Genomic DNA, 14,191 nt, shown 5'->3' on the forward strand with positions numbered 1-14,191 from the left:
CGCACCGCAGCCGCGTCGATGGCGCGCGCCAGCGAGGCGCGGACGTGTGCGCACCACCTCGCACCGAAATACTGTGGGTGCAGGGGGTTCCGCAGAGGAGTAGCGTCGCCGAGAGCGGATGAACGGCACCGTCGTCACCCCGGGCGGGGCACCGGCTGCAGGACGCGCGAGGACGGCGCTTGCGGCAACGTTCTACGTGTGCGCCGGGACGCTCGTGGCCGTCGCTGGAGCGCTGGGCGCCGCGGCACCGACCGAGTTCCCGTTGCTGATCGGCCTGCTCCGCGGGGCGATCGTCGCCGCTCCGCTGGCCGCAGCCGCCTACGCCTTCCGCGAGCCGGGGTTCGCCCGCTTCGGGCGTCTGCTGCTGCTCGTCGGCTTCGCTTCGTTCCTGAGCACGTTCGGCGAGTCGATGGACTCGACGCTGTACACGATCGGGCGACTGGCGGGATGGGCCGTGGAGGCGCTCCTCGTCCTGCTCGTCCTGAGCTTCCCGGCGGGCCGGCTGGAGACGCGGATCGACCGCAACCTCGCGGTGGGGATGGCCGGGATCGTGCTCTTCCTGCTCGTGACCACCGGTCTGGCCGCGCCGACGTTCCCGGTCCCGAGCCCGTGGACGAGCTGCGTCGAGGCGTGTCCGCCCAACGCGCTGTCCCTCTTCGACCACTCCGTGCTGGGCTTCAACCCGCTCGGGGTGGCCGGCCTCCTGCTCTTCGGCATCCTCCTGGCCCTGGTCGTCCGTCTGCAGCAGCGCTGCAGCACCGCGACCGGACTGCGCCGGGAGATGCTGCTGCCCCTGCTGCTGGTCAGCATGGCCCGGGCCGCGCTCGTCGGATGTGGCTTCGCCGCGCGCGTCGTCGATCCGGACAGCCCAGCGGTCGAGGCGTGCTCCTGGCTGATCGCGGCGATCACCCCGCTCGTCTCGATCGCCTTCCTCGTCGGGCTCGTGCGCATGCGGCTGTTCGCCGAGCAAGCGGTCGTGCGCCTGGCCACGCACGCCAGCCGCCCCTCCGATCCCCGCGCGCTGCAGCGGGAGCTCGCGCAGGCGCTGGGCGATCCGTCGATCGCCGTCCTGTTGCCGTCGACGATGGTGACCAGTGCCTGGGTCGACGTCGACGGGCAACTGGTCTCGGCGCCGGCGGACGGCGCAGCGAGGCGCCTGTACGTCATCCGCGACCGGGCCGGCGCCCCGCTGGCGGGAATCCTCTGTGCCGCGACCTTGGCCGAACACCGGGCGCTGCTGGAGGCGGGCAACTCGATCGCCTCGGTCGCGCTGGAGAACCTCCGCCTGCAGGCCGACGCGGCCACCACCGGACAGGAGCTGCGCCAGTCCCGCGCACGGATCGCCGCGGCGGCCGATGAGGAGCGGCGCCGCATCGAGCGCGACCTGCACGATGGCGCGCAGCAGCGCCTGGTCGCTCTGCGCATCGAGCTCGGTCTCGTCGAGGACCTCATCCGCCGGGACCCGGACCGCTCCGTGCAGCGGGTGCGAGAGCTCGAGTCCAGCATCGACGCTGCGCTTGAGGAGCTGCGCATGCTCGCCCACGGCGTCCGTCCGCCGTTGCTGGAGGATCGCGGCCTGGCCGAGGCCCTGCGCGAGGCGGTCGCCGGCCGCCCGCTCCGCGTGGCGCTGCAGCTCTCCTGCGTCGACCGGTACGCGCCGGAGATCGAGAGCGCCGTCTACTTCTGCGTGCTCGAGGCGCTCCAGAACGTGGCCAAGCACGCCGTCGGCGCATCCCACGCCGACCTGACCCTCGACGGCCGCGGCCAGAGCCTGCGCTTCTGCGTCAGCGACGACGGCAGCGGCGCCGCCGGCGGACGGCTCGTCGCGGGGGTCGGGGTGACGAACATGCAGGACCGCCTGGCGGCGTGCGGCGGCCGCGTCACCATCCACAGCCACCCCGGGCTGGGCACCACGGTTCGCGGCGTGATTCCGCTCAATCGCTGACGCGGGCCGCGCCGTGGGCGGCCCACACCCGGCGCAAGGTGGCGGGCGAGAGCGCATGCTTGCGCACGTACGCGACGGCACCGGAGGTGCGCAGCGCCGACGCCGTGTCGAGCGCCGGTGCGACGGACACCAGGATGACGACGATGTCCGACCGCTGCTCGACCAGCCGCCGCGCGGTCTCCAGCCCGTCCATCCCCGGCATGCGCACGTCGACGAGCACGAGATCCGCCCGAGAGTCCTCCAGGACCGTCAAGGCCTGCGCGCCCGACCTGGCGCTGGCGGCCCAGGTGAAGCCGTCGGTCGCCGCGATCAGCCGCTCGCAGGCGCGCAGGAAGACGTCCTGATCGTCGACGGCCAGCACGCGGATGTCACGGCGCATGGCAAGCCGATCTGTCCGATACCGGCCAGCACGCTTTGCTGCGCGCCGAACTTGGCGCAAAAGTGGTCATATGCACACGACCCCCGCCCCACGAGCAGCGGTGATGGAGCATCAGCGCGCCGTGCGAGTGGTTCTGGCCGACGACAGCTATCTCGTCCGCGAAGCCCTCGTCCACGTGCTCAATGCCGACAGCGGGATCGAGATCGTCGCCACGTGCGGTGATCTCGACACGCTGCTGGCCACGGTCGACTCCGAGGCTCCCGACGTGGTGGTGTCGGACATCCGGATGCCGCCGACCCACACCGACGAAGGCCTGGTCATCTCCGCCCGCCTGCGTCGCAGCCACCCGCAGATGGGCGTCGTCATCCTCAGTCAGTACGCCGAGGCCCGCTATGGCCTGCAGCTGCTGGAGGATGGCTCCGATGGCCGGGCCTATCTCCTGAAGGAGCGGATCAAGTACCGCGGACAGCTGACCGCGGCGATCGAATCCGTCGCCCACGGAGGGTCGGTCATCGACGCCAAGGTGATCGAGGGGCTCGTCGAGGCGCGCAAGCGGGCTGAGAGCTCGCCGCTGAACCAGCTCACGCCCCGCGAGCTGGAGATCCTCACCGTCGTCGCGCGCGGCCACAGCAACCAGGCCATCGCCGACGAGTTCGTCGTGACCAGGCGTGCGGTCGAGAAGCACATCAACGCGATCTTCCTCAAGCTCGGGTTGACCGACGCCGCCGACGTCGCGCGTCGCGTCAAGGCTGCCCTCATCTACCTGGCCGAGCACGACGCCACGAGCTAGGCGAGGATGCGCGCCTTCTGCGCCGCGAACTCCGCGTCCGTCAAAGCTCCGCTCTCGTGCAGCTGTGCGAGCTGCTGCAGCTGAGCGATCGGATCGGGGGCCGGCGGAGGCGGGGCCGCCGGAGGCGCGTATTGCGGTTCGGGCGCGTAGCTGTCCTGCTGGGACCAGCGGTTGGCCTGGCGGCGGGAGACGCGGTTGCTGACCGCAGTCGCCGTCCCGGCGACGACGGCGGTGCGGGCCATCCCGCGCAGCAGTCCGGGCATCGGGTGTTCCTCCTCAGTGAACGGCGTCGAGTGAGTCGAGCGCTTCGACGAGATCGTCGAAGTCGATCCGGCCACGAGCGATCAGGTCCCCGCCAGAGGCCCGCAGCTTGTTGGCCAGCGGCAGGACCCAGCGGTTCTCCCAGATGATCACGGCGGCGGAGGTGCCCGGGCTCAGCGTCGTGGCCGCTTCGACCACGTCCTCGTGACCGAGCAGTCCCGAGGATGCGCCGGCGAACTGGCCCAGTGGGCTGCCCGTCTCGATCGTGTCGAGGTCGAGCGCGGTCACGTCGCCGTCGTCGTCCTTGGCGATGAAGGCGATGTCCAGCAGGCGCACGATCCCGCGGTCGACGAGCGAGATGATGTCGGGTGCGATCGTCGCGCCGTCGGGCTCTTCGCCGTTCCACTCGATCAGGACCCAGTCGATCGGGCCCATCACCTCGGGCTGGCTCTCGGTCATGCCTCCACCTCCTCGTCATCGCCGGCGTCCGAAGCGAGCAGCTCGAGCGCATGGCGGGTCTTGGTCTGTTGCACACCCGTCAGGTCGACCCCCCGGGTGCTCAGGAACGCACGGAGCTCGGCGGCGACCTGGAACGCCTCCGACGGCGCACATCGAGCCGACAGCTCCAGCAGGCGCACGCCGTCGTCGTACAGCCACAGCTCGGTGACGAGCTTGCGACCCAGCCCGGCCGGGAAGTCCCGCAGCTTCAGCACGAAGATCGGGCCGAGCACCACGAGGTCGTCGAACGTGACGTGGGCCGGTGCGCGCTGATCGAACAGCGCGCGCTGCGGCTTGGTGAACAGCTTGCGCAGCGACCGCCCGTCGCGCAACGTCGAGCGAACGTCTCGACCCGGTGGCGTGCCCTTCAGCGATCCCGAGCACACGAAGCCTCCGGGCATGACGTCGACCTCGACGTTGAACTCCGGCCGCGCGCGCAGTTCCGCGTCGACCTCGTCGGGCGCGACCGGTCGCAGCTTGATGGTCGTGTCGTCGCTGCGGCCGGCGCTGCGGCGCGCGCGCACGACCAGACCAGCGGCATACAGATCCAGCGTCGGCGTGTCGAAGAAGAACGCCTGCCGCAGCCGCCCGCTCAGCGGGTCGAGGCCGAGAGCGGTGACCGCGGCGCGCTGGTCGCTCGCCGCCACCGTTGTCTTCAGCTCGACGCTGTCGGAGGAGGCGATCAGCGACATCACCTCGCTGATCTGCGTGTCGTTCAGGCGGCCGTTGACCGTTCCCTGGGTCATGGGCCGACTGTCGCGCCGGACGCCGGCGCCGACAACAGTGCAGGCACCACCTCTGCGCACCAGCACGCATCGTTGTCGGCGGCCGTGCGCCGTCGGATGATCGCGGCGATGTCGACCGCCGCACCCCAGACCGGTGAGCCCGAGACCAAGCACCACAACCCGTGGCCGTGGATCGCGCTCGTCATCGCGGTCGTGGCGATCGGGCTGCTCGTCTGGGCGCTGACCCTGCGCTCGGATCGCGACGATGCTCAGGACGAGGCCCAGGCCAATGCGGCGGTCGCGACGGGATTGCGAGCGATCAACGACGAGCTCGGGGCGGAGCTCGGCGTGACGTCCGACGATCTCCAGGCGGCCGAGCAGGACGTGACGGAGGCCGAGCAGGACCGCCAGGAGGCCGAGAGCCAGGCCGAGGCCGCGGCGCAGAAGTCAGCCGACGCCCAGGCGCAGGCCGACGAGGCCGCAGACCGCGCGGCGTCCGCCCAGCAGGACAGCGCGCAGTCCGCCGCCCAGGTCGAGGCGGCCCAGGCCCAGGCCCAGGCCGCCGCCGCACAGGCCCAGGCCGACGAGGCGAAGGCGCAGACGGACGCGGCCGACGCCCGCCGGACCATCGTCGCGGACTGCGCGAAGTCCTACGCCGCGGCGCTGGACGGCATCCTCGCCACCGACGACCACCGCGCTGCGCTCGACGCCGCCAAGGCGCAGATCGCGGACATCACCGACACCTGCCAAGCCGCGCTGAACAACCAGTGACCCGCCGGCCGGGGCGCCACCGGTTCATCGGCTCGGTCGAGCGCCTCAGCGGACACGACATGACGACCTTCATCTCGACCGAGCACGTCGGCCCGGCGAGACGGTCGCCGCGCCCGGCGGACGCGTCTGAGGACGGTCGCGCGCAGCGTCGGACAGCTCGCCCAGCAGCGCCTCGATGCGCCGGGCGATCTCGTCGCGGACGGCGCGTACGGCATCGATCGCCTCGCCCTTGGGGTCGGGGAGCTCCCAGTCGAGGTAGCGCTTGCCGGGGATGTAGGGGCAGGCGTCGCCGCAGCCCATGGTGACGACGACGTCGGCCCACTCGGCCATGTCCCGGGTGAGGAGCTTCGGCGTCTCGCCGCGCAGGTCGAGCCCGAGCTCATCCATCGCCTCGATGACCGGTGGGTGAACCCGATCTGCGGGGGTGCTGCCGGCCGATCGGCCTTCGTGGCGTCCCCGGGCGGCTTGGTTGAAGAGGGCCTGGCTCATCTGGGAGCGGCCGGCGTTGTGGAGGCAGACGAAGAGGACGTTGCTCACGGGGTCGCTCCAGGTGGGGTGCTGGGGACGCGGACGTAGGAGTAGGCCAGCGCTCCGACCAGGGCGCCGGCGATCGGGCCGACGATCCAGACCCAGAAGTCGGCCCAGGTGCCGGATCCGAGCGCTGGGCCGAACGAGCGGGCGGGGTTCATGGACGCGCCGGAGATCGCTCCGCCGATGAGGATGTCCAGGGCGACGACCACGCCGATGGCGATCGCGGCGCCCGCGCCGACGGCGCGGGTGTCGGTGGCCACCGCGACGATCACGAACATCAGCAACGCGGTGAGCAGCAGCTCGTAGAGCACGGCGAGGCCGGGGCTGACGGTGATGGCGTTGGCGCCCAGCCGGCCGGGGTTGGCGGGCCAGCAGGCGTGCAGCAGCAGCCCGGCCAGCCCGGCGCCGGTGAGCTGGGCGGCGACGTAGGCGACCGCGTCGCCGCGGGGGAAGTGACGGGTGACGGTGAAGGCGATCGTCACGGCCGGGTTGATGTGCGCGCCCGACAGGTGCCCGGTGGCGTAGACGAGCGCCGCGACGGCCAGCCCGGAGACGGCGGCCATCGCCGCCAGGCCGAGGTCGGCGCGCCCGGATCCGGCCTCCGCGGCCGCGCTGCCGATCGCGAACACGAGCGCGAACGCAGCGATCAGCTCGGTGAGCGCGCGACGGCGCAGATCGGGGCGATCCATGACGCGCGGCAGCGTATCTATTGACAGCTATCGATTCAATCGATATCTGTGTATTGATGGCTGTCGATCTGGAGCTCACCCCGAAGACCAAGCGCGGCGCCGGTGAGCCGTGTTGCGCGCCGGTCGTCTACCCCGACGTCCAGCGCGAGCAGGCGGTCCGGATGGCCGCCGTCGCCAAGGCACTTGGCGACCCGGTGCGCCTGACCCTGCTCGACGTGCTGCGCAAGCACGCCGGCAAGGTCTGCGTCTGCGAGCTGGTGCCGCTGTTCGACCTGTCGCAGCCGACGATCTCCCATCACCTCAAGGTCCTCAGAGACGCCGGTCTGGTCGACAGCGAGCGCCGCGGGCTCTGGGCCTACTACTACGCGCTCCCCGAGCGCCTGGAGGAGCTGACCCAATGGCTGAGCTGAGCAACACCGACCAGGTCCGCGAGTCCGTGCGCGAGCGCTACGCGGCCGCCGCACGCGCGGCCGGCCAGGGCGGCGGATGCTGCTCGGGCTCCGCGGTCTCGCTGACCGACGAGCACGGCGCCGAGGTGTTCGGCAACAGCCTCTACAACGCGACGCAGACCGAGGGCGCGACCGAGGACGCCGTCGCCGCCTCCCTGGGCTGCGGCGTGCCCACCGCCGTCGCCGACCTGCGCGCGGGCGAGATCGTCCTGGACCTCGGCTCCGGCGCCGGCGCCGACGTCCTGATCAGCGCCAAGCGCGTCGGCCCCACCGGTCGCGCGATTGGGCTGGACATGACCGACGAGATGCTCGACCTGGCCCGCGCCAACGCCAGCGCTGCAGGTGCGACCAACGTCGAGTGGATCAAGGGCCACATCGAGCACATTCCCCTTCCGGATCACAGCGTCGACGTCGTCATCAGCAACTGCGTCATCAACCTCTCGGCCGACAAGCCGCGGGTGCTGCGCGAAGTCGCGCGCGTTCTCCGACCCGGCGGCCGCTTCGCCGTCAGCGACGTGATCGCCGACCCGGACATGGACGATGCGACCCGCGCCGACATGCAGCAATGGACCGGCTGCATCGCCGGGGCACTGACGCGCGATGCGTTCGAGGACGCCCTCACCGCGGCCGGGCTAGCCGAGATCGAGATCCGCGAGACCCACCGCGTCCACGCGCACGCCGCCTCGGCGATCCTCCTTGCCACGAAGACCGCTTGACGGGCGATGGCAGGACCCGGGCCACACAGCCAGGCCGGCTGTGGGACGACTCGGGCTCGCGCCTCTACCCCACCCGGCGGAACGTCTGGGTCATGAGCGTCAGCGTGTCGCCCACCGGGGTGACCGCGTTGCCCGCCGCGCGCTGCACCTGGTAGGGATCGATGCCGAACGTGAACGCGAGGTCCGGGCCGTCGGGCCGCAGCACCTTCGTGGTCCACGATGACCCCGCGTCGTACTGCCACAGCAGCAGCCCGTGGTCGATCCGCAGCCGGCCGCGCGTGTCCATCAGCCCCGGGTAGTTGAAGGCCAGGTCGTTGGTCGCACGGTACGAACCCACCCGCGCCCGCCAGGCCCGCGGGATCCGATAGCCCGCGGGGACGCGCTCGCCGCGTGCCGCCGTGCCGTCCAGCGGCCACACGCCGTCGGGCTGGTCGATCAGCAGCAACCGATGGCCCCCGGCCGTCTGCGGCTTGATCGACACCGTCCTCCCCGGGTAGCCGGCGGGCGGATCGGTCGTCGTGTACCAGCCGTTGGCGCGCGGCAGCATCGTCGCGGTGGGCGCGCCGGGCGTCTGCGCACCCGCCGTCCAGGACAGACCCCGCCCGTGCACGCGCACCACGTCCACCCCGTTGCCGGTCGCGTAGCGTCCGGCCGCCCGCTGCCGCACCCCGCGCGGCACCGCCACCACGGGCCCGGGCACCGCCCGCGCCGGTGCCACCCGGCCGGTCTTGGCCGTGACCATCAGGCCCAGCGCCTCCAGGCCGATGGGCGCGCGCACCGGCACTGCCGAGCTCGTGTTCACGCTCAGGAACACGCCCAGATCGGAGTCCGGCAGCCAGCGCAGGAACGTCGCGTAGTTGACCGTGTCGCCCGCCCAGTGCGCGCTGCGCCCCATCCACGCGTTCTCCGTGTCGCCCAGCCACCAGCCCAGCCCCTGGCGTGACGGCATCACGTCGATGGCCAGTCGGGTCTGCGGCGTGAGCATCTGCTGCATCGTCGAGGCCTCCAGCACCCGCCCGCCGCCGGGGACGGCGCCGCGGGCGATCAGCGTCTTCAGGTAGGCCGCCATGTCGTTGGCCGAGGACATCACCGAGCCGGCGCCCCAGCCGTTGAAGTACTCCCGCGGCCGGGCCACCACCTTCGACACCGCCCCGCTCTGCCCCAGGACCGCCTGATAGGGCCGGGCCCAGTCGCCGTCGGCCAGCGCGGCGTCGTTGAACGTCGTGCGCGTCATGCCCACCGGCCCGAACAGCCGCGCCCGCGAGTAGGCCTCGAACGGCTCGCCGGTCACGTTCTCGACCAGCAGCTGCAGCAGCGCGTACCCGGTGTTGCTGTAGGACCACGCCGTGTTCGCGGGCCGCTCGGGGTACTGGCTGATCAGCGTCCCCAGCACCCAGTTCGTCCAGCCCGGGCTCGGACGCGTGGTGACGATGCCGTTGTTGATGTCGCCGGGGATCCCCGAGTGCAGGTCGAGCACGCTGCGCACGGTGATCACCGACCCGGGAAACCGCGGCAGCAGCGAGAAGCCCGGGATGTAGCGCGCGAGCGGCGCGTCGAGGTCGACCTTGCCCTCCTCGACCAGCTGCATGACGAGCGCCGCGGTCATCGTCTTCGACGACGAGCCGATGTGGAACAACGTGTCGGCGGTGACCGGCGCGCCCGTGGCCCGGTCGGCGGTGCCGAAGCCCCGCGCCCACACCGTGCGGTCGCCGTCGACCAGCGCGATCGACAGCCCGGCGGTGCCGGCCTTGGCCATCGCCGCGGGGATGTCGCGCTGCAGCTGGGCGATCGCCGGGCCGTAGTCGGTCGGCTCGGCCGCCGACGCCACCGCCCCGGGGAGGCCCAGCGCCATCGCAGCGGCGACCGTCGCGAGCCTCCACCTCCAGTCCGCCGTCAACCGATCTTCTCCGCCAGCTCGACGATGACCCCAGCGGGGCCGCGGACGTAACACAGCCAGTAGCTGCTCTCGTAGTTGACCAGCTCGCCGACGAGCTCGCCGCCGTGCGCCTGCAGGGCGGCCAGCGACTCCTGGACGTCGTCGACGACGAAGAGCATGTGGCGCAGGCCCGGAGCGTTGGCGGGCAGCGGACCGTGGGCGCCCGCATAGGCCGGCGAGTGGTACCTGGCCAGCTCGACCTTGCCGAGACCATCGGGGGTCCGCAGGATCACCACGTCGGCGCGCACGGCGTCCAGGCCGTTGATGCGGTCCACCAGGTCGCCGGCGACGGACGCCTGGCCCTCCAGCTCGAGGCCGAGCGCGGTGAAGAACGCGGTGGCCGCCTCGAGGTCGTCGACGACGATCCCGATGTGCTCCAAGCGCTGGACGGTCATGTGGCGGTCTCCTGGTGTCCCATCAGGACCGCAGGATCAGGTCCGCGCCGCGCTCGGCGATCATCACCGTCGGCGCGTGCGTGTTGCCGCCCGGGATCACCGGCATGACCGATGCGTCGATCACGCGCAGCCCGTCGAGCCCGTGCACGCGCAGCCGGCTGTCGACGACGGCCTCCTCGTGGGTGTCGCTCATGCGACAGGTGCCGGCCGGGTGGTAGATCAGCATCAGCCGCCGGCGCAGGTCGGCGGCGAGCTCGTCGTCGTCCTGGACGCCCGCGCCGGGCTTGAGCTCCTCGGTCACCACCTCGCGCAGCGGCGACGCTGCCGCGATGCGCCGGGCCAGGCGCATGCCGGCGACCAGCGAGGCGACGTCGTCGGGCTCGGAGAGCGTGTTGGTGAGGATCCGCGGCTTGGCGGTCGGGTCGGCCGAGCGCAGCCACACGCGCCCGCGCGCCTGCGGGGAGACGAGCACCGGGGCGATGACCATCGCGTGCCCGTCGTAGGTCTCCGCGCCGTGGTCCTCGAAGTAGGCCGCGCCCATGTGGAACTGGATGTCGGCGGCCGGCAGCCCCGGGCGCGTGCGACAGAACGCGACGACCTCGGCCACGGTCGACGACAGCGGGCCGCTGCGGCGCAGGAGCCACTCGGCCAGGGCCTTGGGCTTCTCGGCCAGCGCCAGGGTGTTCTCGTCGCTGACCGACGAGAGGATCGTGACGAACGGATGGTCCTGCAGGTTGCGCCCGACGCCGGGCAGCGCGTGCTCGGCGGTCAGGCCGACCGCCGACAGCTCGTCGGGATCGCCCACCCCGGACAGCTGCAGCAGCTGCGGGGACCCGATCGCCCCGGCGGACACGATCACCTCCCCCGCGCGCAGCACCTCGTCGCCGCGGCGGCCGTGCGCGACCCGGACGCCGACCGCGCGCGCCCCCTCGAGCACGATGCCCAGGACCGTCGCCCCCGTGCGCACCTCGAGGTTGGGACGCGTGCGGACCGGGCGCAGGTAGGCGTCGGCGGCCGAGAAGCGCTGACCGCCGGCCTGGTTGACCTGGAACATCGAGACGCCGTCCTGCTCGGGCCCGTTGTAGTCGGCGATGTAGGGGATGCCGGCGGCTTCGCTGGCGGCGATCATGCGCCGTCCGAGCGGACGCGGCGAACGCTGCTCGCTGACCCGCAGCGGGCCGCCGACGCCATGCCACGGCGAGGCGCCGCGCACGTTGTCCTCGGCCTTGAGGAAGTAGGGCAGGACGTCGGCGTACCCCCACCCCGTCGCGCCCTGGGCCGCCCAGCCCTCGTAGTCCAGCGGGCGGCCGCGCACGTAGAGCATCGCGTTCATCGAGCTCGATCCGCCCAGGCCCTTGCCGCGCGGCACGTACAACGAGCGGTCGTCGACGTACGACTCGGGCTCGGTGGCGAAGTCCCAGTCCAGCTTGGTGTGGAACTGCTTGGCGAACGCGGCCGGGATCCGGATGTTCGGGTGCCGGCCCTTGCCGCCGGCCTCGAGCAGCAGCACCCGGATCGACGGGTCGGCCGACAGGCGATTGGCCAGCACGCAGCCGGCGGAGCCCGCGCCGACGATGATGAAGTCGTAGCTCGGCACGGCGCGACCCTACTCCTCGCCGCCCCGGTCTCACTATTTTTCAGGCGATGCACGCCCGTCTGTCCGCGCTCGCCCTGGGCGTGCTGCTGATCTTCGCCGCTCCCGCCCTGGCTGACGCCGCCGATCCGGCGCAGGTCGCGCTGGTCTACGCGCCGGGCAGCAAGCCCGTGTCAGTGCTGCAGGAGGCCGGCCTCGACCTGCTCGATCACCGTCCACGCGACGCGGTCGGGCGGGTCGCCGTGATCCTGCACGGCCCCGCCGACGAGGCGGCGCTCATCCAGACGGGCCTGTCCTACACGCTCGAGCGTCCCGCGCCGGCCTCCGGCCGCCGGCCGGCCCCCGACCGCGCGCCCGCGCGAGCGACGCTGCCGTCGGGTCGCACCTCCTACCGCACCCTGGCCGACTACAACGCCGATCTCGACGCGCTCGTGGCGGCGCATCCGGACACGGTGCGCCCGGTCACGCTGGCCGAGCCCACGCTCGAGGGCCGGCCCGTGCGCGGGGTCGAGATCGCCAGCGACGTGGCCGCCGACGACGGCCGCCCGACGATGTTGATCATGGGCCTGCACCACTCGCGCGAGTGGCCGTCGGGCGAGGCCACGATGGAGTGGGCGATCGACCTCGCGGACTCGCTGGCCGGCGGCGATCCACGCATCACCGACCTGCTCGGCCGGGCCCGGGTGATCGCCGTGCCGGTCATCAACCCCGACGGGTTCGTGCTGTCGCGGGGCGGCGGCACCTTCGAGTACAAGCGCAAGAACTGCCGCATCGTGGCCGACGCCACCCCGACCGCCGGTCAGTGCGCGGATCCGGCCAACCTCCGCCTCGGCACCGACCCCAACCGCAACTACGGCGGGCTGTGGGGCGCGCCCGGCGCCTCCTACGACCCGACCAGCGACGCCTATCGCGGTTCAGGGCCGTTCTCCGAACCGGAGTCGCGCAACGTGCGCGCGCTGATGTCGTCGCGCACGATCACCGTGGCGATCTCCAACCACACCTACAGCGACCTGATGCTGCGCCCACCCGGCCAGGCCACCTCGGCCACCCCGCCCGACGAGGCGCTGCTCAAGCAGCTCGGCGATGCGATGGGCGCCGTCTCGGGCCTGGTCAGCCAGCCGGCCTACGCGCTCTACGACACCTCGGGCGGCATGGAGGACTGGTCGTACTGGACCGCCGGCGTGCTCAGCTACACGCCGGAGATCGGCGCCGACGTCCCCGGCGACTCGCTGGCCGGGTTCCATCCCGACTACGCGGTGTGGGCCGACCGGTACCCGGGGCTGCGCGAGGCCTACCTGATCGGGTTGGAGAAGGCGGCCGACGCCGCCGCCCACAGCGTCGTCGCGGGCCGCGCGCCCGCCGGGGCGCGGATCGAGCTGACGCACTCGTTCACCACGTCGACGTCGCCGATCATCCAGGCCGGCGGGTCCCCGCTGGCGCCCCTGACGTTCGGCGACACGCTGTCGTCCTCGCTGACCGTGCCCGCCTCGGGCACCTTCGCGCTGCACACCAACCCGTCGACCCGCCCGATCGCGAACGTCTCCGAGCGCGGGCCCGAGGGGCCGACCACGGCCCCGGTCGCCTACACCGCGCCGGGCACGACGACCTCCTTCCAGTACACGCAGTCGCAGGCCGCCGACGCGCCCGCCGGCGCGGTCCAGGAGGTTCCCTTCACGATCGCGGCCGGTGAGGACAACGCCTCCGCCGAGGTGCGCCTGGCCGGGGCCACCGCCGACGACGACTTCGACGTGTTCGTCTACCGGCTGGGCAGCGGGGGCGCGCGCACCTTCCTCGGCGAGGGAGCCTCGGCCGACTGGCCGGAGATCGTCCGGCTGCAGGGGACGGGACCGACCCGCGCGCTGATCCCGGGCGACTACGTCGCCAAGGTCGTCGACTACGACTCCACGAACAAGGTCTTCGACCTGTCGATCACCTTCGCCGCGCCCGTGGCCTCCCCGGCCGGCCCGGCCGAGAGCTGGACGCTGCGCTGCCGGATCGGCGGGCTCGTCGTCAGCGAGCTGGCGGTTCGGGTCGACCGGGGCGAGCGCGTCGATCTGCCCAACGCGTGCCCGATCCCGGTGCCGGCCTCGCCCGCCCGGTCCGCGCCCGCCGAGCCGGCGCCCGCGCCGACCGCGCCGGTGGCGGAGCAGCCCGCGCCGTCCGCGGCCGGCACCACGCTGACCCTGGACGCACGCGCGGGGACGCCGCGGCTGGCCCGCGCGCTGCGCGACGGCCTCGCGGTGCGCGTCACCTGCTCCCCCGCCTGCGGCCCGTCCGCCGCGCTGTTGCGCGGCACCGACACCGTGGCGACCGCGGGCCTGGCCGGCCGTCACGACCAGGCCACGCTGCGCCTGCGCTTCACGCGTGCCGCCCGCCGCCAGCTGTCCGATCGCCGGTCGGTGACGCTGCGGCTCGTCGTCGTCGGGATCGCCGCCGACGGCACCCGCGCGACCGACCGCATCACGCTGACGCTGAAGCGCTGAGCGTCCGCTCCACGCGCCCCGCCGCCCAA

15 protein-coding genes are annotated in these 14,191 nt (G+C 72.7%); 6 read left to right on the forward strand and 9 right to left on the reverse strand.

From position 1 onward, the window contains the following. Positions 1-118: 118 nt before the first annotated feature. Complete coding sequence (locus ACZ5UI_RS10915; protein ID WP_464197147.1) at positions 119-1,945, forward strand: sensor histidine kinase; 1,827 nt, start codon at positions 119-121, stop codon at positions 1,943-1,945. Here the strand turns inward: ACZ5UI_RS10915 and ACZ5UI_RS10920 are convergent. Further along, positions 1,935-2,324 (reverse strand): response regulator, encoded by a 390-nt coding sequence (locus tag ACZ5UI_RS10920; protein ID WP_464197149.1) that lies wholly within the window; start codon positions 2,322-2,324, stop codon positions 1,935-1,937. The genes ACZ5UI_RS10915 and ACZ5UI_RS10920 overlap by 11 nt on opposite strands. 121 nt (positions 2,325-2,445) lie before the next feature. Here ACZ5UI_RS10920 and ACZ5UI_RS10925 point away from each other — a divergent pair, with 121 nt between their 5' ends. Next, complete coding sequence (locus ACZ5UI_RS10925; RefSeq protein WP_464197151.1) at positions 2,446-3,114, forward strand: response regulator transcription factor; 669 nt, start codon at positions 2,446-2,448, stop codon at positions 3,112-3,114. Here the strand turns inward: ACZ5UI_RS10925 and ACZ5UI_RS10930 are convergent. The 3 genes from ACZ5UI_RS10930 to ACZ5UI_RS10940 are packed head-to-tail and all read right to left on the reverse strand — an operon-like array spanning position 3,111 to position 4,685. Continuing rightward, positions 3,111-3,377: an SHOCT domain-containing protein gene (locus tag ACZ5UI_RS10930; RefSeq protein ID WP_464197153.1), complete on the reverse strand. Its 267-nt coding sequence runs from the start codon at positions 3,375-3,377 to the stop codon at positions 3,111-3,113. The genes ACZ5UI_RS10925 and ACZ5UI_RS10930 overlap by 4 nt on opposite strands. 13 nt (positions 3,378-3,390) lie before the next feature. Beyond that, the gene (locus tag ACZ5UI_RS10935) at positions 3,391-3,834 is read right to left on the reverse strand and encodes a DUF6325 family protein (RefSeq protein WP_464197155.1); all 444 of its coding nucleotides are present in this window, start codon (positions 3,832-3,834) and stop codon (positions 3,391-3,393) included. Beyond that, the gene (locus ACZ5UI_RS10940; protein WP_464197157.1) at positions 3,831-4,685 is read right to left on the reverse strand and encodes a CYTH domain-containing protein; all 855 of its coding nucleotides are present in this window, start codon (positions 4,683-4,685) and stop codon (positions 3,831-3,833) included. Before ACZ5UI_RS10940 ends, ACZ5UI_RS10935 begins: the two co-directional genes overlap by 4 nt. A gap of 42 nt (positions 4,686-4,727) precedes the next feature. Here ACZ5UI_RS10940 and ACZ5UI_RS10945 point away from each other — a divergent pair, with 42 nt between their 5' ends. Continuing rightward, positions 4,728-5,369: a hypothetical protein gene (locus ACZ5UI_RS10945; protein WP_464197159.1), complete on the forward strand. Its 642-nt coding sequence runs from the start codon at positions 4,728-4,730 to the stop codon at positions 5,367-5,369. A 69-nt stretch (positions 5,370-5,438) separates the two neighbouring features. On the opposite strand, the gene ACZ5UI_RS10950 is transcribed toward ACZ5UI_RS10945, so the two are convergent. Both ACZ5UI_RS10950 and ACZ5UI_RS10955 read right to left on the reverse strand, forming a co-directional pair. Continuing rightward, complete coding sequence (locus tag ACZ5UI_RS10950) at positions 5,439-5,858, reverse strand: arsenate reductase/protein-tyrosine-phosphatase family protein (RefSeq protein ID WP_464197808.1); 420 nt, start codon at positions 5,856-5,858, stop codon at positions 5,439-5,441. A gap of 44 nt (positions 5,859-5,902) precedes the next feature. Next, the gene (locus ACZ5UI_RS10955) at positions 5,903-6,589 is read right to left on the reverse strand and encodes an aquaporin (RefSeq protein WP_464197161.1); all 687 of its coding nucleotides are present in this window, start codon (positions 6,587-6,589) and stop codon (positions 5,903-5,905) included. A 56-nt stretch (positions 6,590-6,645) separates the two neighbouring features. Here ACZ5UI_RS10955 and ACZ5UI_RS10960 point away from each other — a divergent pair, with 56 nt between their 5' ends. Further along, on the forward strand, positions 6,646-6,999 hold the full coding sequence (locus tag ACZ5UI_RS10960; RefSeq protein ID WP_464197163.1) for an ArsR/SmtB family transcription factor: 354 nt from the start codon (positions 6,646-6,648) through the stop codon (positions 6,997-6,999). Continuing rightward, entirely contained in the window at positions 6,987-7,754 is a 768-nt protein-coding gene (gene arsM / locus ACZ5UI_RS10965; RefSeq protein WP_464197165.1) for an arsenite methyltransferase, read from the forward strand. Before ACZ5UI_RS10960 ends, arsM begins: the two co-directional genes overlap by 13 nt. Before the next feature lie 64 nt (positions 7,755-7,818). Here arsM and ACZ5UI_RS10970 read toward each other — a convergent pair whose 3' ends face one another. From ACZ5UI_RS10970 to ACZ5UI_RS10980, 3 genes are read right to left on the reverse strand one after another with little or no spacing between them, the layout of a single operon-like run. Beyond that, on the reverse strand, positions 7,819-9,606 hold the full coding sequence (locus tag ACZ5UI_RS10970; protein WP_464197167.1) for a serine hydrolase domain-containing protein: 1,788 nt from the start codon (positions 9,604-9,606) through the stop codon (positions 7,819-7,821). 41 nt (positions 9,607-9,647) lie between these two features. Further along, positions 9,648-10,085 carry a VOC family protein gene (locus ACZ5UI_RS10975; RefSeq protein WP_464197169.1) on the reverse strand — a complete coding sequence of 146 codons (438 nt, stop codon included), beginning with the start codon at positions 10,083-10,085 and terminating at the stop codon, positions 9,648-9,650. A gap of 22 nt (positions 10,086-10,107) precedes the next feature. Further along, positions 10,108-11,682: a GMC family oxidoreductase gene (locus ACZ5UI_RS10980; RefSeq protein ID WP_464197171.1), complete on the reverse strand. Its 1,575-nt coding sequence runs from the start codon at positions 11,680-11,682 to the stop codon at positions 10,108-10,110. A 47-nt stretch (positions 11,683-11,729) separates the two neighbouring features. Here ACZ5UI_RS10980 and ACZ5UI_RS10985 point away from each other — a divergent pair, with 47 nt between their 5' ends. Next, positions 11,730-14,162, forward strand: a complete 2,433-nt coding sequence (locus tag ACZ5UI_RS10985; RefSeq protein ID WP_464197173.1) for a M14 family metallopeptidase — start codon at positions 11,730-11,732, stop codon at positions 14,160-14,162. Positions 14,163-14,191 lie beyond the last annotated feature (29 nt).

Source organism: Conexibacter sp. JCM 18997, from assembly GCF_055391915.1.